This is a genomic window from Pseudomonas sp. B15(2017) (assembly GCF_002113215.1).
GTDB lineage: Bacteria > Pseudomonadota > Gammaproteobacteria > Pseudomonadales > Pseudomonadaceae > Aquipseudomonas.
The window spans coordinates 187,794-210,233 of the sequence record NZ_NEJZ01000008.1; the positions used below are offsets into that span (position 1 = coordinate 187,794).

General features: G+C 59.3%; 23 protein-coding genes. 16 read left to right on the forward strand and 7 right to left on the reverse strand.

Annotated elements, in window-relative coordinates; genetic code table 11:
- Positions 1-18: 18 nt before the first annotated feature.
- Entirely contained in the window at positions 19-360 is a 342-nt protein-coding gene (locus CAF73_RS14255; RefSeq protein ID WP_085696258.1) for a hypothetical protein, read from the reverse strand.
- Between the two features lie 207 nt (positions 361-567).
- On the opposite strand from CAF73_RS14255, the gene CAF73_RS14260 reads away from it, so the two are divergent.
- On the forward strand, positions 568-1,428 hold the full coding sequence (locus CAF73_RS14260; protein WP_085696259.1) for a Ku protein: 861 nt from the start codon (positions 568-570) through the stop codon (positions 1,426-1,428).
- A 42-nt stretch (positions 1,429-1,470) separates the two neighbouring features.
- On the opposite strand, the gene lpxO is transcribed toward CAF73_RS14260, so the two are convergent.
- The gene (gene lpxO, locus CAF73_RS14265; protein WP_085696465.1) at positions 1,471-2,370 is read right to left on the reverse strand and encodes a lipid A hydroxylase LpxO; all 900 of its coding nucleotides are present in this window, start codon (positions 2,368-2,370) and stop codon (positions 1,471-1,473) included.
- Positions 2,371-2,761: 391 nt separating this feature from the next.
- Here lpxO and CAF73_RS14270 point away from each other — a divergent pair, with 391 nt between their 5' ends.
- Together CAF73_RS14270 and CAF73_RS14275 are read left to right on the forward strand one after the other, a co-directional pair.
- Complete coding sequence (locus tag CAF73_RS14270; RefSeq protein WP_085696331.1) at positions 2,762-4,348, forward strand: ABC-F family ATPase; 1,587 nt, start codon at positions 2,762-2,764, stop codon at positions 4,346-4,348.
- A 287-nt stretch (positions 4,349-4,635) separates the two neighbouring features.
- Positions 4,636-5,823 (forward strand): MFS transporter, encoded by a 1,188-nt coding sequence (locus CAF73_RS14275; protein ID WP_085703039.1) that lies wholly within the window; start codon positions 4,636-4,638, stop codon positions 5,821-5,823.
- A 4-nt stretch (positions 5,824-5,827) separates the two neighbouring features.
- Here CAF73_RS14275 and CAF73_RS14280 read toward each other — a convergent pair whose 3' ends face one another.
- Positions 5,828-6,865 carry a dienelactone hydrolase gene (locus CAF73_RS14280; protein WP_085703040.1) on the reverse strand — a complete coding sequence of 346 codons (1,038 nt, stop codon included), beginning with the start codon at positions 6,863-6,865 and terminating at the stop codon, positions 5,828-5,830.
- A 235-nt stretch (positions 6,866-7,100) separates the two neighbouring features.
- A complete protein-coding gene (locus CAF73_RS14285) occupies positions 7,101-7,712 on the reverse strand; it encodes an FMN-dependent NADH-azoreductase (protein WP_085703041.1) in 612 nt (203 codons plus the stop codon).
- Positions 7,713-7,841: 129 nt separating this feature from the next.
- Between CAF73_RS14285 and CAF73_RS14290 the strand changes: the two genes are divergently transcribed.
- A complete protein-coding gene (locus CAF73_RS14290; protein ID WP_085703042.1) occupies positions 7,842-8,750 on the forward strand; it encodes a LysR substrate-binding domain-containing protein in 909 nt (302 codons plus the stop codon).
- Entirely contained in the window at positions 8,747-9,106 is a 360-nt protein-coding gene (locus CAF73_RS14295) for an MmcQ/YjbR family DNA-binding protein (protein WP_085703043.1), read from the forward strand. The genes CAF73_RS14290 and CAF73_RS14295 overlap by 4 nt, the downstream gene beginning before the upstream one ends.
- On the opposite strand, the gene CAF73_RS14300 is transcribed toward CAF73_RS14295, so the two are convergent.
- Both CAF73_RS14300 and CAF73_RS14305 read right to left on the reverse strand, forming a co-directional pair.
- Entirely contained in the window at positions 9,103-9,531 is a 429-nt protein-coding gene (locus tag CAF73_RS14300) for a DUF1294 domain-containing protein (protein WP_085703044.1), read from the reverse strand. The two genes, CAF73_RS14295 and CAF73_RS14300, sit on opposite strands and share 4 nt — an antisense overlap.
- The gene (locus tag CAF73_RS14305; RefSeq protein ID WP_085703045.1) at positions 9,528-10,358 is read right to left on the reverse strand and encodes an undecaprenyl-diphosphate phosphatase; all 831 of its coding nucleotides are present in this window, start codon (positions 10,356-10,358) and stop codon (positions 9,528-9,530) included. Before CAF73_RS14305 ends, CAF73_RS14300 begins: the two co-directional genes overlap by 4 nt.
- A 303-nt stretch (positions 10,359-10,661) precedes the next feature.
- On the opposite strand from CAF73_RS14305, the gene CAF73_RS14310 reads away from it, so the two are divergent.
- The 9 genes from CAF73_RS14310 (at position 10,662) to CAF73_RS14350 (ending at position 18,788) form a co-directional block, all read left to right on the forward strand.
- On the forward strand, positions 10,662-12,296 hold the full coding sequence (locus tag CAF73_RS14310; protein ID WP_085703046.1) for a methyl-accepting chemotaxis protein: 1,635 nt from the start codon (positions 10,662-10,664) through the stop codon (positions 12,294-12,296).
- An 81-nt stretch (positions 12,297-12,377) separates the two neighbouring features.
- Positions 12,378-12,941, forward strand: coding sequence for a nicotinamide riboside transporter PnuC (gene pnuC, locus CAF73_RS14315; RefSeq protein WP_085703047.1), 564 nt, complete (start codon positions 12,378-12,380; stop codon positions 12,939-12,941).
- On the forward strand, positions 12,938-13,462 hold the full coding sequence (locus tag CAF73_RS14320) for an AAA family ATPase (RefSeq protein WP_085696346.1): 525 nt from the start codon (positions 12,938-12,940) through the stop codon (positions 13,460-13,462). Before pnuC ends, CAF73_RS14320 begins: the two co-directional genes overlap by 4 nt.
- Positions 13,463-13,819: 357 nt before the next feature.
- On the forward strand, positions 13,820-14,269 hold the full coding sequence (locus CAF73_RS14325) for a hypothetical protein (protein ID WP_085703048.1): 450 nt from the start codon (positions 13,820-13,822) through the stop codon (positions 14,267-14,269).
- Position 14,270: 1 nt separating this feature from the next.
- The gene (locus tag CAF73_RS14330) at positions 14,271-14,843 is read left to right on the forward strand and encodes an adhesin (RefSeq protein ID WP_085703049.1); all 573 of its coding nucleotides are present in this window, start codon (positions 14,271-14,273) and stop codon (positions 14,841-14,843) included.
- A 71-nt stretch (positions 14,844-14,914) separates the two neighbouring features.
- Positions 14,915-15,904, forward strand: coding sequence for a heme utilization protein (locus CAF73_RS14335; protein ID WP_085703050.1), 990 nt, complete (start codon positions 14,915-14,917; stop codon positions 15,902-15,904).
- A 63-nt stretch (positions 15,905-15,967) separates the two neighbouring features.
- Positions 15,968-16,648 (forward strand): C39 family peptidase, encoded by a 681-nt coding sequence (locus CAF73_RS14340; protein WP_085696355.1) that lies wholly within the window; start codon positions 15,968-15,970, stop codon positions 16,646-16,648.
- A gap of 43 nt (positions 16,649-16,691) precedes the next feature.
- Complete coding sequence (locus CAF73_RS14345) at positions 16,692-17,438, forward strand: hypothetical protein (RefSeq protein ID WP_085703051.1); 747 nt, start codon at positions 16,692-16,694, stop codon at positions 17,436-17,438.
- 45 nt (positions 17,439-17,483) lie between these two features.
- Entirely contained in the window at positions 17,484-18,788 is a 1,305-nt protein-coding gene (locus tag CAF73_RS14350) for a transporter (RefSeq protein ID WP_085696358.1), read from the forward strand.
- Between the two features lie 80 nt (positions 18,789-18,868).
- Here the strand turns inward: CAF73_RS14350 and CAF73_RS14355 are convergent, their stop codons facing one another.
- Entirely contained in the window at positions 18,869-20,194 is a 1,326-nt protein-coding gene (locus CAF73_RS14355; RefSeq protein ID WP_085696359.1) for a sigma-54 dependent transcriptional regulator, read from the reverse strand.
- Between the two features lie 345 nt (positions 20,195-20,539).
- Here CAF73_RS14355 and CAF73_RS14360 point away from each other — a divergent pair, with 345 nt between their 5' ends.
- Complete coding sequence (locus CAF73_RS14360) at positions 20,540-20,806, forward strand: hypothetical protein (protein ID WP_011334006.1); 267 nt, start codon at positions 20,540-20,542, stop codon at positions 20,804-20,806.
- A gap of 285 nt (positions 20,807-21,091) precedes the next feature.
- Entirely contained in the window at positions 21,092-22,381 is a 1,290-nt protein-coding gene (locus tag CAF73_RS14365; RefSeq protein ID WP_085696360.1) for a hypothetical protein, read from the forward strand.
- Positions 22,382-22,440: the final 59 nt, after the last annotated feature.

Genomic DNA, 22,440 nt, shown 5'->3' on the forward strand with positions numbered 1-22,440 from the left:
CAGAAGTGGCTCTGCCATTCAACGGTTGCTCCCGCTGTCACGGGCCGGAGGATTGGGAATGAAGGTGGGGGGCTTGCTCGGAACGGAGCGCGGCGGCTGACCGTTGCCGATACCGCGGTTTTCCAGGGTCGGTGGCCGGGGCACTGGCACCGTGTTCGGCCCGCGAAGCGGCGGAGCGCTGGGCTGGGTGCCCTGCATGCTGTTGGGATTCGCCCGGCGGATCGGGCTGTTGTAGGGGTTGTTGCTGTTGCCGGTCGGACTTTGTGCCAGCAACAGCGATGAATACGTGGTTGCGCCCTCGGCGTGAACCAGCCCGCCACTGAGGGCCAGCAACGCAATGCCTAGCAGGAAACGGTTCATGAGCGGCCTCTCTGGATGTGCGTGTTTTGATGCACGTGGCTTAGAGCCTTCGAGTCCACGCTACGCCGTGGGTTCGGATTTGTTAACCCGTTACCGCTAAACAAGATGTAACACGGCTTGACCTGCCGTTTACCGCCGCCTCCGCAAACAACGGAAACTTTTGCGCCGGGCCACGGGTCACCCGAACATCACTTGGAGAACAGCACCATGGCTCGGGCAATCTGGAAAGGCGCAATCAGTTTCGGTCTGGTGCATATCCCTGTGGCTCTGGTTTCGGCGACCTCGTCACACGGCGTTGACTTCGACTGGCTCGACAGCCGCAGCATGGACCCGGTCGGCTATAAACGGGTCAACAAGGTCACCGGCAAGGAGGTCACCAAAGAGCACATCGTCAAAGGCGTGCAATTCGAAAAAGGCCGCTATGTGGTGCTCAGCGAGGAAGAAATCCGTTCGGCGCACCCGGTGTCGACCCAGACCATCGACATTTTCGCTTTCGTCGACAGTGAACAGATCCCTTTGCAGAACATCGACACGCCCTATTACCTGGCCCCCGACAAACGCGGTGGCAAGGTCTACGCATTGCTGCGTGAAACCTTGAGCAAAACCCGGAAGGTCGCCCTCGCCCGCGTGGTTTTACACACGCGCCAGTATCTGGCGGCGTTGATGCCGCTGGAGTCGGCGCTGGTGCTGGTAAAGCTGCGCTGGCCTCAGGAAGTGCGCAGCCTCGATGAACTGGCGCTGGGCAGTGAAGTGACCAAGCCGCAGTTGGCGAAGGGCGAGCTGGAAATGGCCAAACGGCTGGTTGAAGACATGACCGCGGACTGGACGCCCGAGGACTACAAGGACGAGTTCGAAAACAAGATCATGGCGCTGGTGGACAAGAAGGCCCATGAGGGCAAGATCGAAGACGTTGAGACCGTTGAGGGCGAAGAAGAGCGCAAATCGGCCGATGTTATCGACCTGACCGAACTGCTCAAGCGCAGTCTCGGCGGGAAGGCTCCGGCCAAACCGGCGAAGAAGACCGCCAGCAAGTCAACAACGGCGAAGAAGACCAAAAAAGCGTCGTGAAAATCAAATCGGGCGACTGTCTTTCAACAGTCGCCCGATTCGTCAGATCAGAATGAAGATCGCCAGCAGACCGCCGAAGATCGCCCACTTTTCCATGTAGTAAAGCTTGCGATTGCGCTTTTTCAGCTCTTTGCCACGCAGGCGAATCTTGTAGATTTTGGTAAACAAGCGGTTGATGCCACCGGTGCGGTCACCGGCATCGTTCGGTGCGCCGGCTGCCGACATCACGTTGCGGCTGAACCAGCCGTTGAATGCCGCTGCCCAGCGGTACTTCATCGGACGCTCAACGTCACAGAACAGGATGATGCGGTTCTGGTCAGTGGTGTTTTCCGCGTAATGAATGAAGGTCTCGTCGAACATCACCGCTTCGCCATCACGCCAGTGATAGTTCTCGCCATCGACGTTGATGTAGCAACCGGCATCGTTCGGCGTTTCCAGCCCCAGGTGATAACGGTAGGAACCGGCGTACGGGTCGCGGTGACGCACCAGTTTCGAGCCCGGCGGCAATTCGGCGAACATCGCGGCCTTGATCGAGCCGATGCTCTGCACCAGCTCAGTGGTGCGCGGGCACAGTTGCAGCGCCGACGGGTGGCTGTCGCCGTACCACTTCAGGTAGAAACGCTTCCAGCCGGTCTTGAAGAACGAGTTGAAACCAACATCGTCGTACTGGTTCGAGCGCTTGATCTCGCCTGCACGCAGCAGATTGCGGCCTTCCTCGCGGATCTCTTCCCAGTGCGTCTGCAATGGAGTCAGGTCGGGGAAGTCTTTCGGGTCCAGATACGGGGTATTGGGCTTTTTCGAGAACAGATAAAGAAAGCAGTTGATCGGTGCCAGGAACGAAGAGTGATCGCTCAGTTGACGACCTAGTTTGTGGCGCACGCGCCCCCGCAGGTGAACGTATGCAATGGAAATGACATATACAGCGGCAATGATGAGTTTCACGGAAATCGTCACACGTCAGAAGTGAACAAACTGCGCGCCTTTCAGGCGTTGGCAACAGGCCTTTCGCAGTGTCTGAATACAAAACAGCGCCCCGGTGGCACATCCCTGAGCCCGCGCGCTGGAAGGGCGCCGGGTGAATGGATGGCATTTTAGCCACAGTTTGTAACCAATAGTGAACCTTCATCTGTGAAAAACTGTCCCGCGATTGCACCAATCGGCACTCCGGGTGTCACTGCCCTATCGTTTAAAGAGCCAGACCAGTACAATCGCCGCCAAACTTTACGCGCCCCCCTTGGTTGATGACGGGAATTGCCCCGCCTCAGCGCACTTCGACTCGGGCCAAGCGCTCCGGCCGCACCTCGCTTTTCAGAATGCTTCGCAGGAAAAACCTTTGATTTCTACAGCTAACATCACCATGCAGTTCGGCGCCAAGCCGCTGTTTGAAAACGTTTCGGTCAAATTCAACAACGGCAACCGTTATGGCCTGATCGGCGCCAACGGTTGCGGCAAGTCGACCTTCATGAAAATCCTCGGTGGCGATCTTGAGCCGTCTGCCGGCCAGGTAATGCTCGAGCCGAACGTGCGCCTGGGTAAGCTGCGTCAGGATCAGTTCGCCTACGAAGAATTTACTGTGATCGACACCGTGATCATGGGTCACGAAGAGCTGTGGAAGGTCAAGGCCGAGCGCGACCGCATCTACTCGCTGCCGGAAATGAGCGAAGAAGACGGCATGGCCGTGGCCGAGCTGGAAACCGAGTTCGCCGAGATGGACGGCTACACCGCCGAATCCCGTGCCGGTGAACTGCTGCTGGGTCTGGGCATTCCGCTGGAACAGCATTTCGGCCCGATGACCGAAGTGGCGCCAGGCTGGAAACTCCGCGTTCTGTTGGCCCAGGCGCTGTTCTCCGATCCGGAAGTGCTGCTGCTCGACGAACCGACCAACCACCTGGACATCAACACCATCCGCTGGCTGGAAACGATTTTGACGGCGCGTAACAGCACCATGATCATCATTTCCCACGACCGTCACTTCCTGAACAGCGTCTGCACCCACATGGCCGACCTGGACTACGGCGAGCTGCGCCTGTTCCCGGGCAACTACGACGAGTACATGACGGCGGCGACCCAGTCCCGCGAGCAACTGCTGTCGGACAACGCCAAGAAGAAAGCCCAGATCGCCGAACTGCAAACGTTCGTCAGCCGCTTCTCGGCCAACGCCTCGAAAGCCAAACAGGCCACTTCCCGTGCCAAGCAGATCGACAAGATCCAGCTGGCCGAGGTCAAGCCATCGAGCCGCGTGAGTCCGTTCATCCGCTTCGAACAGACCAAAAAGCTGCACCGTCAGGCCGTGACCATCGAGCAGATGTCCAAGGGCTTCGACGGCAAGACCCTGTTCAAGAACTTCAGCTTTACCGTTGAAGCCGGCGAGCGCGTGGCGATCATCGGCCCGAACGGGATCGGCAAGACCACCCTGCTGCGCACCCTGATGGGCGAACTGACCCCGGACACTGGTTCCGTGAAGTGGACCGAAAGCGCGGAACTGGGTTACTACGCTCAGGACCACGCCCACGACTTCGAAGACGATGTGAGCCTGTTCGACTGGATGGGTCAGTGGACTCAGGGCGAACAAATGATCCGTGGCACCTTGGGCCGCATGCTGTTCTCCAACGACGAGATCCTCAAGTCGGTGAAGGTGATCTCCGGTGGTGAGCAAGGTCGCATGCTGTTCGGCAAGCTGATCCTGCAAAAGCCGAACGTTCTGGTGATGGACGAACCGACCAACCACCTGGACATGGAATCGATCGAGGCGCTGAACCTGGCGCTGGAAAACTACCCGGGCACGCTGATCTTCGTCAGCCATGACCGTGAGTTCGTATCGTCCCTGGCCACGCGCATCATCGAGCTGAGCCCGAACGGCGTGACCGACTTCAGCGGCACCTACGACGATTACCTGCGCAGCCAAGGCGTGGTGTTCTGAGTCGAATCGAGCGGTAAACAGAAAGCCCTGTCCTTGTGACAGGGCTTTTTTTTGCTCATTCCTGATCGTTCCCATGCTCTGCGTGGGAATGCCTCAAGGGACGCTCCGCGCTCCAGCTGTGGAAGGGACGCGGAGCGTCCCGACTACATTCCCACGCGGAGCGTGGGAACGATCAACGTGAGGACGTTAGGGCGTGGTGCGTGGAAACGATCGTTAGCCTGCTTTCTTTTATTTCAGCGCCAAGCCATGATGCGGACTCTCCCACCGCCGCCCGCGAACGAGCCCTCATGTCTGCGCAGCAAAAGCCTCCGCAAAGCTCCATGGCGATCACCCTGCAGATCGTCTCTATCGTTTTCTATACCTTTATCGCCTTCCTCTGCATCGGTTTGCCGATTGCGGTGCTGCCCGGTTATGTCCACGAACAGCTTGGATTCAGTGCCGTGATCGCGGGGCTGGTAATCGGTTCGCAATACCTGGCCACCCTGCTCAGCCGGCCGATGGCCGGGCGCATGTCGGACACCCTCGGCACCAAGCGGGCGATTGTGTATGGCTTGTCGGGGATTGTGCTCAGCGGTGTGCTGACGCTGGTTTCGACGCTATTGCAGAGCTTGCCGCTGTTGAGCCTGTCGATCCTGATCGTCGGTCGTCTGCTGCTGGGGATCGCCCAGGGCCTGATCGGCGTTGGCACCATCAGTTGGTGTATGGGCCAGGTCGGTGCCGAACACACCGCGCGCTCCATTTCGTGGAACGGCATCGCGTCTTACGGTGCGATTGCCATCGGCGCGCCGCTGGGCGTAGTGATGGTCGCCGACTATGGTTTCGAGAGCCTCGGCATCGCTTTGTCATTGCTCGCGGCCGGCGCCTTGCTGTTGATCCGCAACAAGCCGTCGGTGCCGGTGGTGCGCGGTGAAAGACTGCCGTTCTGGGCGGTATTCGGGCGGATTGCGCCGTTCGGTGCCAGTCTGAGCCTGGCGTCGATCGGGTACGGCACGCTGACCACCTTCATTACTCTGTATTACCTCAATCGCGGCTGGACCGGCGCGGCGTACTGCCTGACTGTGTTCGGTGTGTGTTTCATTCTGTCGCGCCTGCTGTTCATTTCAGCCATCGGGCGTTTCGGCGGATTCACCTCGGCGATTGCCTGCATGACCATCGAAACCGTCGGCCTGGTCATGCTGTGGCTGGCGCCTTCGACTGCGTATGCCTTGATCGGTGCCGGTCTGGCCGGTTTCGGCCTGTCGCTGGTGTACCCGGCGCTGGGCGTCGAAGCAATCAAGCAAGTGCCCAACTCCAGTCGCGGCGCAGGGCTGAGTGCTTATGCCGTGTTTTTCGATCTGGCGCTGGCGATTGCCGGGCCGTTGATGGGCGCGGTGGCGCTGAATCTGGGCTATTCGTGGATTTTCTTCAGTGCGGCCGTGCTGTCCGTGACCGGACTGGGATTGACCTTGCTGCTCAAGCGCCGGGCCATGGCGTGAGCGCTCACTGATCCGCCGTCTGCATTCCCGCGCGGGTCGGCCTGCCCAAGGCATGGGAGAAGAACCGCCCGGCCTCGGAAATCAGGTTGCGGTGGATGTCTTCGCGGTCCACACCATCGGCATCGGTGCACAACGCCGGCATGGCGAGGATCTGCTCTTCGGTGCACGGCGCCATGAACACGAAGTGCCCCGCCCCGGCCAACAGTTTGAAATCCGGCGCAGTCGGCAGCTTGCGCGCCAGGGCCGCGGCGTTTTTGTCGAAAGCCACCAGTTTGTCACCGTCCCCGCTGTACAGCAGCACTGGCACATGCACATCGGCCAGAGTGTGACGACCAAACTTGAGACTCAGCGGCGCCATCAGCAGCAATGCATGAACGCGCGGATCGGCCACCGGTTGCAGATCGTCGCGGTCGACAATCAACTCACCTTGAGTATTGCAGGCGTCGCGGTCGTCCGGGCGCTCCTGGCAGTAACGGCGCAGACGATCCAGATCAGGCTGTGCACCGGACAGAATCAACGCTGTTTCGCCGCCCGCCGAATAGCCGATCACGCCAACCTGTTCGGCGTTGACATACGGCGCGAGCGTGCGATCGCCCAGCGTGGCGGTAATGGCTTCGGAAATCTGGATCGGCCGACCATAAAGGTTGCTCAGTGTGCCGAGGCGGCTGTGATCCTTGGAGTTGTCGCCGGGGTGAATCACCGCCACCACCACAAAACCCTTGCGGGCCAGTGACGTGGCCAGGTCGTGCAGCGCCAGCGGCGTGCCGGTGTTGCCATGAGACAACATCAGCATCGGGAAACGGCCGATGGCGACTTTGGTGTCTTCGCCGGCCTCGACCGAATAGCCTTCAAGCAGACTAAGATGTTCGCGGTCGCTGGAGGGATAGAACGCGATGGCGCGCATCGGTTGCAGGTCGAGCGGATCGAGGAACGTCATCTCGTGATACCCGACGCTCCAGCGCGGGTGCTGCCCGGGCGCAGCGTGCACTGAATTCAGGCTGCCGAGCAGGCAAATCAGTAACGCTGCACAAAGACGCATCATGGGATGCCCCACCCTGTTGTTACTCAATCGAAAGATCCGTGGAGTTCGACGCCCGAGATTCCGAGGTTCGGTGATCCGGCGCGGCGTTGCACTCAGACGTTGATCATCGGACTGCATAACCCGGGCCAGATTATGTAACAGTCAGAAACAAAAAACTCCGTATCTGGCCCTTGCGAAACCAGAATACAGAGTTTTTGAGGGTTTGCCTGAACAGGAGCTGTTCTTTACGCAAGCCTTACGCGGCGGCGAACAGTTGCTCGCTGATCTTCGCTTGAGCGGCAGTCATCGCGTTGTTACGCACTTCTTCGCCGTAGGCCAGGCCTTCGGCACGCACGACTTCGATGTCGGTGATGCCGAGGAAGCCGAATACCAGTTTCAGGTAGTCTTCGTGCGCCACGCCCGAAGCCTGACCAGCGTGGATACCGCCAGCGGTGGACACGATCACCACTTTCTTGCCGCCGCACAGACCTTCAGGGCCGGCTTCGGTGTAACGGAAAGTCTGGCCGGCAACGGCGATGCGGTCGATCCAGGCTTTGAGTTGGGTCGGCACGGTGAAGTTGTACATCGGTGCAGCCACGACGATGGCGTCGGCGGCGATGAACTCGGCCAGGGTGGTGGCGCTCAGTTCGGCTTCGTGCTGTTGTGCGGCGTTGCGCAGTTCAGCGGTGGTGCCGGCAGCAACCAGGGTGGTCGACGAGAAGTGGCTGATAGCGTCGGCGGCCAGGTCGCGATAGGTCACGACAGCGCTTGGCTCGGCGGCTTGCCAGGCGTGAGTCACTTGGCTGCTCAGCTGACGGGAAGCGGAGTTGTCGCCCAGAATGCTCGAATCGATGTGCAGCAGTTTCATGTGGAATCTCCTGGAATGAATCGCCGGTGGCGACGGAATGGTGGCAATCCTACCGATGAAACCAATAGCTGATTAGACGACAACAATGCGATAGTTTGTCCCACTGATAGAACAGTCGGATTTCCCCCCATGCAAGACCTCAACGATCTCTACTATTTCGCCAAAGTGGTGGAGGCCGGCGGATTCGCCGCCGCTGGCCGCTTGCTCGGCATCCCCAAGTCACGCCTCTCGCGGCGCATCGCCGAGCTGGAAGAGCGCCTCGGCGCGCGTCTGCTGCAACGCACCACTCGCCAACTGAAGCTGACGGCGGTCGGCGAGCGATATCTGCGTCACTGTCAGGCGATGCTGCTGGAAGCGAAAATGGCCGATGAAACAGTGGCCAGCATGTCCAGCGAGCCTCGCGGTCGCCTGCGGGTTTCGAGTCCGACCGGGCTGGCCCATGAAATGCTGCCGGTGGTGATCAGCAATTTCCTTGGCAAATATCCCCAGGTGCAACTGGAAGTGACCCTGCTCAATCGCCGGGTCGACCTCATCACCGAAGGCATTGACGTGGCCCTGCGTGTGCGCGAACACGGCGATGAAGAACCGATGCTGGTGACCCGCCGACTGCGTCAGGCACAAATGGTGGTGGTGGCGAGCCCTTCCTTTATACGGGGAGTGGAAATCAATCATCCGCAAGACCTGAAGAGCCTGCCGGTGCTGGGCGCCCTGGAGGCGGATCGCATGGTGCATGTGCGCCTGCTCGATCAGCACGGCAAGAGTTGCGACCTGGCACTGGAAGCCCGGCTGGGCATCGACGATTTCATCGTGCGCAAGGCGTGCGTGCTGGCCGGACAGGGTTTCACTCTATTGCCGATGATGTATTGCGAAGCGGAGCTGGATAACGGCACGCTGGTGCAATTGCTGCCGGACTGGTCATTGCCCGGCGGCTGGCTGCAAGCGGTGTATCCGCATCGGCGCGGGGTGATGCCGGCGGTGCGCGCGTGGATTGATCATCTGGTCGAATCGTTCAATGCCTGTGGAGAACGGCTGTTATGAAACAAGGAAAGATGAGCGAAACGGACGTCGCAGAATTTTGTCTGGCCTTGCCCGGCGCGCGGGAAGACTACAAATGGGGTGGCGTGCGGGTGTTTTCGATTGCCGGCAACAAGATGTTTGCCCTGCAGGGCCTGCGCGGTGATTCGCTGGCATTCAAGGTCGACAAGGATCTGTTTCTCGGTCATTGCGGCCGGCCGGGGATTCATCCGGCGCCGTATCTGGCCCGGGCGCAATGGATCATCATGCACCCGCCCTACCCGCTGGGCGCCGAGGAACTGCGAGGGCTGTTGCAGCGCTCCCATCAACTGGTAGTGAGCAAGCTGCCCAAGCGCGCTCAGGTCGGGCTGTTGCTCTAAAACAGTGCCAGCAGGTTCGAACCCAGGAACAACTGGTCGATCCAGAACACCTGATGCAACGCCACGATCATCCAGAACAGGATCTGAAACGACACCTTGCGCGTCTTGTGCCGGAAGACCTGTTGAGCGATCAGCGCACCCGGCCAACCGCCGGCCAGTTCCACCGCATGGAGGATGTTTTCCGGCGTACGCCAGGCGTCGGCGCGGGCCTTGCGCTTGTCCGCCCAGTACAGGAAAAAAGCCAGCACGCTGACCAGCCCGTAAGCCGTCAGCGGTACCAGGGAAATCCCGCGCAGCCACATCGACAGCGAGCCGGACAGCGGCAACGCGCAGACGATCAGCAGCACCAACAGTTTCAGTTTCAAATGCTGGATATTGCCACCGGAAGACCCGCGATCCGGGCGGCGTGCGCGGGAATCACTCATGGCTGGGCGGCCGACCAGTCGATCCATCCAAATTGCCAGGTCGCCAGAATCACCAGACCGAAGGCGATCCGATACCAGGCGAAGGCCGCGTAACTGTGGCTGCCGATGAACTTGAGCAGGCCGCGCACCGCGATCATGGCGAAGATGAACGCCGTGACGAAACCGATGGCAAACACCGGGAAGTCTGCCGGTACGAACAGGTCGCGGTACTTGTAGCCCGAATACACCGCCGCACCGACCATGGTCGGCATCGCCAGGAAGAACGAGAACTCGGTGGCCGCCTTGCGCGACAGGCCGAACAACAGGCCGCCGATGATGGTCGAGCCGGAACGCGAAGTACCGGGGATCATCGCCAGACACTGGGCGAAGCCAATCTTGAGTGCATCCGTCCAGCGAATCTCGTCGACCGTTTCGGCGTGCACTTCATGCTGACGCTGCTCGGCCCACAACATCACGATCCCGCCCACCACCAGCGCGGCAGCCACGGTGATCGGGTTGAACAGGTAATGGTGAATAAGGTCGGCGAAGATCACGCCCAGCACCACTGCGGGCAGGAAGGCAATCAGCAGATTGGCGGTGAAGCGCCGAGCACTTGGCTGAGTCGGCAAACCGATGACCACGTCGAGGATCTTGCGCCGGAATTCCCAGACCACCGCGAGAATCGCGCCGAGCTGGATGATGATGTTGAACGCCATGGCCCGCTCGCCTCCGAAATCGAGCAAGTCGGCAACAATGATCTGGTGTCCGGTACTGGATATGGGCAAAAACTCCGTCAGCCCCTCTACAACTCCAAGTATCAATGCCTGCAAGGCCGTCCAAAGATCCATCAATCCCCCAAAGAGCGATGCCAGACGGCATGCCCCGATAGTATTTTTTACGTTCACTGCGTTCAGCGTAGCTGGTCAAAGCTGTACCGATTCCGCACGCACAGGATCCACACGAAACAGTCAAAATTCCGTGAAAAATCAATTTGGATTCAGGTTTTTACGCGCGGCGCCGAAATCCTAACAGACAAGCCGTAATAGCGCTGCCGCGTTATACGACTTGGGTCGCGTATGCCCGGTCACCGAAACGTGGTTGGATGCTGGCGGTGGGTTATTACAAGAAAAAGAATCCGGAGTGACAGCGTTATGAACAGCTTGCGCAGTGTGTCGATCAGCCGACGCTTGTGGCTCATCTTGATCGTGGCAGTCGTCATGCTGCTGACGTTGGGCGTTTTGATGCTCAAGCAGATCCATGATGACCTGTATCACGCCAAGGCCCAGAAAACCCAACATGTGGTGCAGACCGCCAGCGGTTTGCTGACGTACTACCAGGGCCTCGAAGCGGCAGGCACCCTGACGCGCGATGTGGCGCAGAAACAGGCGCTGACTGCCATTCGTGGCCTGCGCTATGACCAGAACGATTACTTCTGGATCAATGACCTTACGCCCGTGATGGTCATGCACCCGACCAATCCCAAGCTTGAAGGCCAGAACCTCTCGGCGATCCGCGACCCGGACGGCTTTGCGGTGTTCAACGAAATGGTCGCCATCGCCAAGGCCAAAGGCGCCGGCATGGTCGACTATCGTTGGCCCAAGCCGGGTGCCAGTGAACCGGTGGCCAAAACCTCTTACGTGAAACTGTTCGAGCCGTGGGGTTGGGTGATCGGTTCGGGCGTGTACGTCGACGACGTGCAGGCCGAGTTCCAGGGCCAGGTGCTCAAGGCGTCAGTAGTCGGACTGGTCATTGCGGCGATCATGGCACTTCTGGTGATTCTGATTGCCCGCAGCATCGTCCGTCCGTTACAGGAAACCGTGAACGCCATGGCCAACATTGCCAGCGGCGAAAGCGATCTGACTCGCAGCCTCGACACCCGGGGTCAGGACGAGGTCACTCAACTGGCCCATCACTTCAATGCTTTCACCGCCAAGCTGCGCCGGGTGATCGGTGACTTGCAGGTATCCGCCAGCGCATTGGGCCAATCGTCCAGTGAGCTGGGCAACGATGCGGCACAGGCCCGGCAACGCAGCCAGCAACAGTCGCAGCAGATGGAGCTGGTGGCCACCGCCGTCAACGAAGTGACCTACGGCGTGCAGGACGTGGCGAAGAACGCCGAACACGCCGCCAGCGAAATGCGTGACGCAGAAGCCCAGGCCCAACAAGGCCAGGTCAACATCGACAGCAGCCTGCAGCAGATTGACAAGCTGTCCGGCACCATCGATCAGGCCGTCGAAGTGATCCGCATGCTGGCGACCGAGAGCACGCAGATTGGCAGCGTGCTGGAGGTGATCCGCTCGATTGCCGAGCAGACCAACCTGCTCGCTCTCAACGCCGCGATTGAAGCAGCACGCGCCGGCGAACAGGGTCGCGGATTTGCAGTGGTGGCTGACGAAGTGCGTTTGCTGGCGCAACGCACGCAGAAGTCCACGGCGGAAATCCAGACGATGATCGAACGCCTGCAAAATCATTCCGAAGCCGCGGTGAAGGTGATCGGCGACAGCAGCAAGGCTTCGCAACTGACCATCGAGCAGGCCGGCCTGGCCAGTGCCAGCCTGAATGCCATCGGCCAGGCCCTGCGCAACCTCAATGGCCTGAACGCCTCGATTGCCAGCGCAACGCTGCAGCAGGCGCATGTGGTCGAAGACATCAATCAGAACGTCACCCAGGCCGCGGGGCTGTCCCACAGCACCGCGCTGGCGGCAGAGCAGTCGAGTGTGGCGAGCGTTCGCCTGGGCGAGCTCAGCGAACAGTTGAACGGCTTGCTGCGTCAGTTTCGCGTCTGACGCCCTTTCAGGTGGGAACTCGTTTCCCACCTGTTTTTCGGTACAATCCGCTCCCTCTTTTATTCCCCCCAAGGATCCTGCATGTCCGGGCTCGAACTGTTTGCCGCCGCTCTCGGTGTAATCGCCGTGTGGCTCACGGTCAAACAGAATCCGTGGTGCTGGCCGATCGGGCTGGTCATGGTGTTGCTCTACACCTGGGTATTCTTCGAGGTAAAGCTGTATTCGGACATGCTGCTGCAGGTGGTGTATGCCGGGCTGCAACTTTATGGCTGGTGGCAATGGACGCGGGCCGAGACGATGCACGACGGAAGCGAGGTCAGCCGGCTTGACACCCGCTCGATTGCGCAAGGGCTGGCCATTGGCGCGGCGGGCAGTCTGCTGCTGGGCGCAGCCATGGCTCACTGGACGGACGCGGCACAACCGTGGCTCGACGCGGCGCTGACCGGTTTCAGCCTGGTCGCGCAATTCTGGATGGCCCACAAGCGTCTGCAATGCTGGGCTTTGTGGTTCGTGCTGGATGTGATCTTCGTCGCGCTGTTTCTCTATAAAGGGCTGTACCTCACGGCGGCGCTGTATGCCCTGTTCACCGTAATTGCGGTGCAAGGCTGGCGCGAATGGCGTGCCGATCCGGCGTTGCAACGATGAAAGTGATTGTCCTGACCGGCCCCGAGTCCACGGGCAAGAGCTGGCTGGCGGCCGGCATCCAACAGCAGTTCGGCGGTTTGCGCGTGGACGAATATGTGCGCTGGTTCATCGAGCAGAACCCTCGCGATACCTGCCTCGCCGACATCCCGGAAATTGCTCGCGGCCAGTTGCAATGGGAAGACGCGGCACGGGCGCAGCAGCCGCGATTGCTGATTCTGGATACGCATCTGTTGAGCAACATCCTGTGGAGCCAGACCCTGTTCGGCGACTGCCCGCCCTGGCTGCAAACCGAGTTGCTGGCGCGTCACTACGACCTGCACTTGCTGCTCTCCCCCGAGCAGATCGAGTGGACGGACGATGGTCAGCGCTGCCAGCCCGACTTGAATGAACGGCTCGCGTTCTATGAGGCGACCCGGATCTGGCTGCAAACCCATCATCAACCTTTGCAGATCATTCAGGGCAACTGGGCCGAACGCCAGCAGCAAGCCTTCGACGCGGTGCGCTCACTGCTCGCGGACTGACCCACGTTTCGGGGCGAATGCCCCGGTGCTTCCCCCTGTTTTGGGGCAAAAGTGTCCGTTCCTGAAACACTCCTGCGGGTGCAAAGTGCCCGTCTCAGCGCCCTTCATCACTTTGTCATGCGACTTGTTACGCAGATGAAACACCTGCGCGCAAACCCTTGTTCCAGAGCATTGCAATGACTTTAAGGGGTTGCGAAGCCAGTGACTTGTTTCAGCGATGAAACAGATTGTGTATCAACCCTGCGTCCAATCCACACAACCCTTTGAAATCAAAAGACATTTCAAAAGCGGCACAGCTTTCGCTCTCTCCTTCACAACGCTGAACAGGCTCAGCCCACTGAAGAAGGAATTGCCGCCGTGGGGAACATCAAAAAAGCCTTTACCTGCCTTCTGCTGATCGGATCAGCCGCCAGCGCTTTTCTCAGTTTCAACGTTCAGGCCGACGGCAATGGCGTGATCGTGCTCAACCGTGACGTCCAGCCGGTCCCGATCGGCCGCAGCGGCGGCAAAGATCCCTACCCGACCACCGTCAATGCCAACCCATCGGCCCGTATCAATCAAACGCTGAGCAACACCGAACTCAGCGACGGTGAATTTGCCAGTGTAGCCAGCGGATCGTCGATCCGCGGCAACATCAATACCCCCAATTCGAATCTGCCTGGCATGAACACCCTGACCAATCCCAACGGGATGCCCGGCATGAGTGCCGGGCATGGCGGCGGTTCCGGCAGCTCGATCTCCAATACCGTCAACCGTGCCATGAGCACCGGCCTTGCCCCGTTGACCCGCATGGCTGGAGGCCAATGAGATGAATCGTTCCCTGCTCGTTATCGCCCTGCTCGGCTGCTCCAGCGTGATGGCCGACCCCAGTGCTGTGAACAACGCGAACATTCAAGACTCCGGCGTTCAGTACCGGGGCAACTTCAACGTCAACCAGGCCGCCGGCGACCAAATGCAACAGGCCAACGTCAAGGCGATCGCCATTGGCACCGAATCCCACGCGACCACCAGCGTGAAACAGAAAATCGACACCCCCGCCGACCGCTCGATCAACGCGAGCGCCAACATTGGCGGCACCTCTTTCAGTAACGGCAACGGGATCCTGGGCGTGAACCAGGGGGCCGGGGCTAACAACCAGATGGCAAATGTGACGCGCGTCAGCATCAGTGCCGGCCCGCAAAGCATTGACGATAGCGCCCTTTCCCAACAGAACGTGGCGTTGTTACCGAGCTCAGGAGCAACTGGCACCTCACCCGGCAGTCGCCAGGTCACGACAAGTGATCAGGCCTTCACCGGCAGCCGGGGGGTAATCCAGGTGAACCAGAGTGCCGGGGTGGGGAACCGAATGGCTAACACCCTGAGCATCCGGGTCGCAGACTGACCCAAACAAGAAGCAGTGCAATTAGAAAGTACCAACACTTAACCAACTAATAAGCACGACGGAGAAACACCATGAAACCTACAATGGCCCTCAAACCACTGGTTTTCGCACTCGCAGCAGTGATGGCAATCGCAGCACAGGCAGGCGGTCGTGATGATAATCACGGTCATGGTAACGGGCATGGCAACCATGAACCAAAAGGCCCAACCCTGGAACAACTGCTGCAAATCGGCGCTGGCGCCGGGGCGGCAGTGCTCGACACGCAAAGCAGCTCTGGCAACCTGGTCGGCAACCAAGGCACCAAAAATGATGCCAACGTCAACAACTCGGCCAATGGCACCAACGGCAACGTTGGCATGAACAACACCGCCGGCGATGGCAACCAGCAAGACAATGCCGCCGCTCTGGCAACTGCCGACGAAAGTTTCATCTTCGGCTCTGCGGTGTCGGTCTCCAGCGCAACTCAAGTCAACACTAACAACGCCGTTGCGAACTACTCCACCACAAACAACGCCAATCTCAATAACGTGGGTAACGGCGGTTCCGGCAACATTGGCGTGAACAACAGTGCCGGCAACTTCAACCAACAGAAAAACAACCTGGCAATTGCTGTATCGGGTGGTCGTGTAGCTAACGCCGCTGCTGCTGCGAACCAGACCTCCACTGGCCTGACCGTAGCCAACAACGGCACTCAAACCTACAAAAAAGATACCCTCACCGGCACTTTCGCCGGGGCTGGCGCGTTCTACGCGAAGGGCACTGCAAATATCGAAGGCGACGATCACGGTCATGGCGGATATGGCAATAACGACAGAGGCCATGGCGGCGACAAAGATCAAAAAGCCAAATTCGAAGCAGTGGGCGTCTTTGGCCTGGCAGGTGTGACCACTCAACAAGTGATGACCCCTGATGGCTGGAAAAACCCTGTGACCAACAACGCTTCCATCTCCAATGTTGGTAACAACTTCTCGGGTAACGCTGGTTACAACAACGCCGCTGGTGTTGGCAACCAACAAAGCAACTCGCTGTCCATCGCCGCAGGTTGCAAAGCCTGCATGTAATCGCGATCGAAACGAAAGCCCCGGAAACGGGGCTTTTCCTCAGTCCGCAAAGGCGTATCGATCATGCGTAAGACTGCCCTCCTCGCTGTGCTTTGCTTCTGTGGCCTGACCCAGGCTGCCCAGATGCCCGTTGCTGCCCTGCCGGGCGGCACGCTTGTCTACAAAAACGTGCAAAGCATTCGTGAGCGCAAGTTTGCCGACATCGTCGAACAGAAAACCGACTTCAGCTGCGGCGCCGCCGCACTGGCTACGGTATTGCGCCAGGCTTATTGGCTCGACGTCGATGAGGAGCACATCATCAAAGGCATGCTGGTCAATGCAGACCAGGACCTTGTCCGTACTCAGGGTTTCTCCATGCTGGACATGAAGCGCTACATAGAAAGCATCGGCATGCGCGCCAGAGGCTACAAGATTCCCCGGGAAAAACTCGACGCTGTCACGATCCCGGTGGTGGTACTGATGGAAATTCGCGGCTACAAGCATTTCGTGGTGATGCAGCGGGCGGACAAGGATTGGGTTTACATCGCAGACCCGGTCCTGGGACACAAACGCTACTCCCATGATGACTTTGTCAAAGGTTGGAACGGCATCGTCTTTGCCATCGTCGGCCCCGGATATGACAAGGCCAATGCCTTGCGCAGCCCTCCGGTACCGTTGACGGCCAAAAACAAGCTGGATGCTTTCAACCCGGTCAAAGATGCTGAATTGATGGACTTCGGGTTCATACAGAGCGACTTCTTTTAATCGCCGATTACAAGAGTGGGGCTGGATGTCCCGGGAGCAGCAGATGAAAACCTCATACTGGCTGGCCGCCGCCTGCCTGGCAGCGAGCGCATCAGGCTATGCCAATGCAGGATTCAAACCCATTGAAATCAAGGACCAGGAGCTCGCTGAGCTACGCGGTCGCTACGTCATGCCGGGCCGGATCATCAGCTTCGGTGTCGTCATGAGCAGTACCTGGCGCAACGCCAGTGGAGATCTGATCGGGGCCTCGGCCACGATGCAATTGCAGGCAGCTTCGGTAAAACCCGAATTCTACGTCTCGACCATCAAGGAACACGGCAATGGCAGTACCCCGGAACTGGGGACGGGCTCGATCGTGGGTGGTGCGGGACTCAACTCCAGCCAGGGCGTGACGCAGAGTGTGCGCGCCGCCGGCGACGGCAACTCCGCCTACAACAACGTTGCGATCAACGTCAAAGAAGCCAGTCAGGCACCTGCACTGATGCCTGCCCAGGGCCAGGCCTTGATGGCCGGCCAGACCATTACCGGCAGCAACGGCGCCGGCAGCGTCGCGGTGTCGGCCACAGGCGGCGGTGTTCAAATGGCCATTCAGGCCTCCGGCAATCAGGGTACAGCCTTGCAACAGGTCGCCCAGGGCGGACTGCTGCAAAACACCCGTTTGCTGGGTAGCGCAAACGTAGTCAACAACCTGACTCAACTCAACGTTGTCCTTAACAATAACGGCATGAGTGCCGGCGCACTGGATTGCAACCTGACTCAACTCAGGGCACTACGCAATATCGGATATTGAACTACGCTGAGTCTCGATCATTGGGCTTAAAGGGACGGCTTATTCATGTATCGATCAGTATCACTGCGTGCCGCTGTATGTTTGAGTACTCTTCTACCTGCGGCGATGCTGCAAGCAGCACCCGACGCAGATGTGGAAGCCCTGAAACAGGAACTTTTGGAGCTTAAGCAACGATACGAAGTGCAACAGAAAGCCCTGGCGGTGCTCGAACAACGGGTCCGCCAGGTCGAAGACCAGCCCGCGTCCCCTCCCCCAAAACGCCTGGCCAAATCGCCTTCGGACATGAAAGGCAACCGGGTCGCCGCCGGCACCGGGGCTGCAGCAGCGTCGGGGGGCGCCGCCGGGGGAAGTGGCGCATCTTATGGCCAGTCGCTGGCCGATGATTCGCAACCGGCACAGAGTGTGTCCAACCTGTACGACGAAGCCAGCGGCTTCTTTGGCGGCGGCAAGTTCAGCTTTGAAACCGGCGTGACCTATTCACGCTACGACACCCGCCAACTGATCCTCAACGGCTTCCTCGCCCTGGACTCGATCTTTCTGGGCAACATCAACCTCGACCGGATCAAGGCCGATACCTGGACTCTCGACCTGACCGGACGCTACAACTTTGACAATCGCTGGCAGTTCGACCTGAACGTGCCGGTGGTCTACCGTGAATCGACCTATCAGTCAGGCGGCGGCAACGGAGGCGCCTCCAATGTCACCACCGAACAGGACGTAAGCCGCGACCCGACCATCGGCGACGTCAACTTCGGCATCGCCTACAAGTTCCTGGACGAATCGGTCAACACCCCGGATGCCGTGGTTTCCTTGCGGGTCAAGGCGCCAACGGGCAAGGATCCGTTCGGGATCAAGCTGCGCCAGACCGATGCCAACTCGAACCTGTTCGTGCCTGACACCCTGCCTACCGGCAACGGCGTCTGGTCGATCACCCCGGGCATCTCGCTGGTCAAGACGTTTGACCCGGCCGTGTTGTTCGGCAGCCTGTCCTACACCCATAACTTCGAGGAATCGTTCGACGACATCAGTTCGACCGTCAACCAGAAAACCCCGGGCAAGGTACGCATCGGCGACAGCTTCCAGATTGGCGCAGGTGTTGCCTTCGCACTGAACGAGAAGATGAGTATGTCGTTCTCCGTCTCGGACCTGGTGCAACGCAAGAGCAAGCTGAAACAGGATGGCGGCGATTGGGAATCGGTGGTGTCCAGCGACGCCAACGCCGGTTACTTCAACGTCGGCATGACCATCGCGGCCACCGACAACCTGACCATCGTGCCCAACCTGTCCATCGGCATGACGGACGATGCCCCGGACTTCTCCTTCAGCCTGAAATTCCCGTACTACTTCTAATCACCACACATGAAAAGGCCCGCTGCGATTTGCATCGCAGCGGGCCTTTTCAGCTTCCCGGGCTCAGGAAGCGCCGCGCCCTAGCGGATCTGATGCTTGTGCAGCAAACGGTAGAAAGTTGGCCGGGAAACCCCCAGCACTTTGGCGGCAACGCTGAGATTGTCGCTGTGCCGGTTCAATACATCGCACAGCGCCTGGCGTTCAGCGCGGATCTTGTAATCTTCAAGCGTACCCATCGGTGCCGCGATCGACTGCTGGCTGATCAGTCCCAGGTCTCGGGCCTCGATCTGTCGCCCTTCGGCCAGCACCAGACCCCGACGCACGCGGTTGGCCAGCTCACGGACATTGCCCGGCCAGTCGTGCTTGCCCATGGCGATCAGCGCGTCTTCGCTGAAGCTGCGCGGACGACGGCCGGTTTCGTGACTGTAGAAGTGGGAGAAATGGTTGGCCAGCATCGACAGGTCGCCGTGACGCTCGCGTAACGGTGCGGTGACGACTTGCAGCACATTGAGCCGGTAGTACAAGTCCTCGCGGAAACGTTTTTTCTCGATCGCGGCTTCGAGGTCGACGTGGGTCGCCGCCAATACCCGCACATCCACCGGGATCGGTTGACTGCCACCGACCCGTTCAATGTGTTTTTCCTGAAGGAAACGCAGCAGATTGGCTTGCAGCTCCAGCGGCAGATCACCGATTTCATCGAGAAACAACGTGCCGCCGTTAGCTGCTTCGATTCGGCCGATCTTGCGCTGATGGGCGCCGGTGAAAGCGCCTTTCTCATGGCCGAACAGTTCGGACTGGATCAAGTGCTCGGGAATCGCACCGCAGTTGATCGCCACGAAGGGTTTGCTGTGGCGTTGCGACTGCCGGTGCAGCGTGCGGGCGACGAGTTCTTTACCGGTACCGCTTTCGCCGCGAATCAGCACTGGCGACTCGGTGGGCGCCAGTTTGCTCAACAGTTTGCGCAGCTCGCGGATCGGTTTGCTGTCGCCCAGCAGCTCATGTTCGGGCTGGTCGACGTGAATCGTGCCCTGACCGCGCAGACGCGCCATGCCGAACGCCCGACCGAGGGTAACTTGCACCCGTGACACGTCGAACGGCAAGGTGTGGAAATCGAAAAACCACTCGCAGACGAAATCGCCGACGTTCTGCAAGCGCAACACTTCCTGATTCAGCACGGCGATCCATTCGGTGCCGCTGCGGCTGATCAGCTCCTTGACGGCTTCGGGACGTTCCAGGTGAAAAGGCTGCAACCGCAACAAGCCGACGTCGCAGCTTCGGTCGGCGGCATTTTCCAGGCTGCAACTGTCGACGTCCCAGCCCACGGCACGTAAACCCGGCAACAATCGGTGACAATCGTCGCAGGGGTCGACGACCAACAAACGTCTTAAGGCAGGCGCTTCGTTCATGACTGTTCCTTGGCGCCAAATTTCGGGAAATGATCGTAAAAACAGTCATTTGGCAAGCCTGACTGTTACGTTAGCAAGAATTTGACGGCGTCTTGTATCGATTGCTTATAAATGTACAAGTGAACCAGTTATAAGAAGCCACTTTATTAGTTAGCTATCGACTTAAATCTTTCGCCAGGCTTTCAAAACCTGTCTGAAGATTGAGTGTATGAAAGAAAGTCGAAATTTCTTCAGATTCTGTGTGACCCGCCAGCGGGTTGCGTGCATCAGTACAAGTAACTCGCCGTACGGTAAGCCTAACTGACGGCCGATCACTTGATTGGGCACTAATAGAGAGAAGATCCCATGACCGCCCCGCTCCGTATCAACGAAGCTCTTTTGATTGCCAACCGCGCATTTGAACCTTTTCAATGCGTCGCCTGGGCCCCACAAGACGGCAATGGCGAACTGAGCCTGACCGTTATCGACCGGACCAATTCCCACATCGGTCGCACCCAGATCCCGAGCAGCGCCTACTCCGATCCGGCGCAACTTGAACACCTGCTGCAACAGGCCCGCGCCGAACTGAGCGAAGAAGGCTATGCGCTGCAATCCTGGTCGATGCCACACTGATATTGGCGGGCAATGCGGATGACGTTCAAGTCATCCGCCCTCTTCTGTTAGTTGCGGATCCTTTTCCAACTTCAGTCTTTTTGTACAACTTTCCCCAATACTTTCGCGCCTCGATACTTGGCAGGCTTGCGACTGGTTCAAAAAGACACTGTTCTGGCACAGTGCGACCCTCCACCTGTTAGTTCTTACAGTTGTACTAGCGAGTATTCAGGGATTGAATGTTTCGCTCATGCAGTTACCCGTTCCGCTTCCCGGAAATCGGTCGACTCGCAAGGAGAAGCATGCATGTCAACCCAGACAGCCATCGCGCTGCCGACGCTAGCGAATAACGCCGGACAACTCGACAAGAACTTTTCCAGCAACGGTGTGGCGCAGGTTTACTTCGTCGGAAGTATGTCCAGCCTGACTCAGAGTGTGGCGCTCGATGCGCAAGGCCGAATTCTGGTCGCCGCCAAGGTAGCTACTGCACAAGGCAGTCGTTTCGGCCTGGCGCGCCTGCTCGAAGACGGCTCGGCGGATCTGGGCTTTGGTTTTCAAGGCAGCGTGATCGGCCAGTTCGCCGCCGGCTTCGAGGCCACCGGCAGCAAGGTTCAGGTCTTGCCCGACGGACGAATCCTGCTGGCGGGCCTGCACTACGAATCAGAGCATCGCACTCTGCCTGCCCTGGCCCTGTTCGATACCCAAGGTCGGCCTGACCCGGACTTCGGTGACAATGGCCAGCAAATTGTCCGCCTGCCCGGCGACCTGTCCATGGGCACCCGCGATGCCTGGTTGCCGCCAGGCGTTCCAGGCGCCGAAGCCTGCGATTTTGCAGTGCAGCCCGACGGGCATATCCTGCTGATCGCCAACCATCACTTCGAGCTCGCCGATCACGTCGGCATGCTGATCCGCCTCAAACCCGATGGCAACCTTGATCCGTCGTTCAACGGGCGCGGTTTCGTCATGGTTCGCCACTTGCTGCTCAATACCTGGCTCGGCGCTCTGCTGTTGCAAGAAGACGGCAGAATCGTGGTGGCTGGCTCCATCGACTTTCCTCAGGAAGGCCTGCTCACCCGCTATCTGCCGGACGGGCGGCTCGATGAGCGTTTTGCGGTGGACGGTTTCATGGCCTTCAAAGCCCAGGGGCACAGCGCGCTGGTCACCCAGGTCATCGAATCGGCGGAGCATTTGCATTGTTTTGGCAGCAGCCGCGATCCGATTCGATGCATGGCGCTGTCCGTCCATGGCAACGGCCGCCCCGACCTGCATTGCAACGGTGGTCAGCCGCACCTGCTGGAAATCGCTTTCAGCGGCTGCCAATGGAGTGCCGCGCAGGTGATGCCGGACGGGCGCATCATCGCGGTCGGCGCAACGATCGGCGGGGTTGAAGCCGACTTCATCGTCGCCCGCTATCTGGCGAACGGCAGCCTTGATCGAGGTTTCGGATCAGGTAATGGCTGGTTGCGCACACGACTGGGGCGCAGCCTCGATACCGCCACCTCACTGGCGATACAGCCTGACGGTGGCATTCTGGTAGGCGGCTATTCGCTGGATGGCAACTACCGCGCACTGGTCGCGCGTTATCTGAATCACTGATGCGAACCTTCTCACACTTGATCTTGCCCATCGCTTACGGCAACTTGCGTGCTTCTTAA

Coding starts and splice junctions, on each gene's coding strand:
- CAF73_RS14310 (WP_085703046.1), top strand. CDS start 10,662: ATGAACAGCTTGCGCAGTGTGTCGATCAGCCGACGCTTGTGGCTCATC.
- CAF73_RS14295 (WP_085703043.1), top strand. CDS start 8,747: ATGAAACAAGGAAAGATGAGCGAAACGGACGTCGCAGAATTTTGTCTG.
- CAF73_RS14260 (WP_085696259.1), top strand. CDS start 568: ATGGCTCGGGCAATCTGGAAAGGCGCAATCAGTTTCGGTCTGGTGCAT.
- CAF73_RS14350 (WP_085696358.1), top strand. CDS start 17,484: ATGTATCGATCAGTATCACTGCGTGCCGCTGTATGTTTGAGTACTCTT.
- CAF73_RS14360 (WP_011334006.1), top strand. CDS start 20,540: ATGACCGCCCCGCTCCGTATCAACGAAGCTCTTTTGATTGCCAACCGC.
- pnuC (WP_085703047.1), top strand. CDS start 12,378: ATGTCCGGGCTCGAACTGTTTGCCGCCGCTCTCGGTGTAATCGCCGTG.
- CAF73_RS14290 (WP_085703042.1), top strand. CDS start 7,842: ATGCAAGACCTCAACGATCTCTACTATTTCGCCAAAGTGGTGGAGGCC.
- CAF73_RS14320 (WP_085696346.1), top strand. CDS start 12,938: ATGAAAGTGATTGTCCTGACCGGCCCCGAGTCCACGGGCAAGAGCTGG.
- CAF73_RS14365 (WP_085696360.1), top strand. CDS start 21,092: ATGTCAACCCAGACAGCCATCGCGCTGCCGACGCTAGCGAATAACGCC.
- CAF73_RS14305 (WP_085703045.1), bottom strand. CDS start 10,358: ATGGATCTTTGGACGGCCTTGCAGGCATTGATACTTGGAGTTGTAGAG.
- CAF73_RS14330 (WP_085703049.1), top strand. CDS start 14,271: ATGAATCGTTCCCTGCTCGTTATCGCCCTGCTCGGCTGCTCCAGCGTG.
- CAF73_RS14355 (WP_085696359.1), bottom strand. CDS start 20,194: ATGAACGAAGCGCCTGCCTTAAGACGTTTGTTGGTCGTCGACCCCTGC.
- CAF73_RS14300 (WP_085703044.1), bottom strand. CDS start 9,531: ATGAGTGATTCCCGCGCACGCCGCCCGGATCGCGGGTCTTCCGGTGGC.
- CAF73_RS14340 (WP_085696355.1), top strand. CDS start 15,968: ATGCGTAAGACTGCCCTCCTCGCTGTGCTTTGCTTCTGTGGCCTGACC.
- CAF73_RS14285 (WP_085703041.1), bottom strand. CDS start 7,712: ATGAAACTGCTGCACATCGATTCGAGCATTCTGGGCGACAACTCCGCT.
- CAF73_RS14280 (WP_085703040.1), bottom strand. CDS start 6,865: ATGATGCGTCTTTGTGCAGCGTTACTGATTTGCCTGCTCGGCAGCCTG.
- CAF73_RS14255 (WP_085696258.1), bottom strand. CDS start 360: ATGAACCGTTTCCTGCTAGGCATTGCGTTGCTGGCCCTCAGTGGCGGG.
- CAF73_RS14345 (WP_085703051.1), top strand. CDS start 16,692: ATGAAAACCTCATACTGGCTGGCCGCCGCCTGCCTGGCAGCGAGCGCA.
- CAF73_RS14335 (WP_085703050.1), top strand. CDS start 14,915: ATGAAACCTACAATGGCCCTCAAACCACTGGTTTTCGCACTCGCAGCA.
- CAF73_RS14275 (WP_085703039.1), top strand. CDS start 4,636: ATGTCTGCGCAGCAAAAGCCTCCGCAAAGCTCCATGGCGATCACCCTG.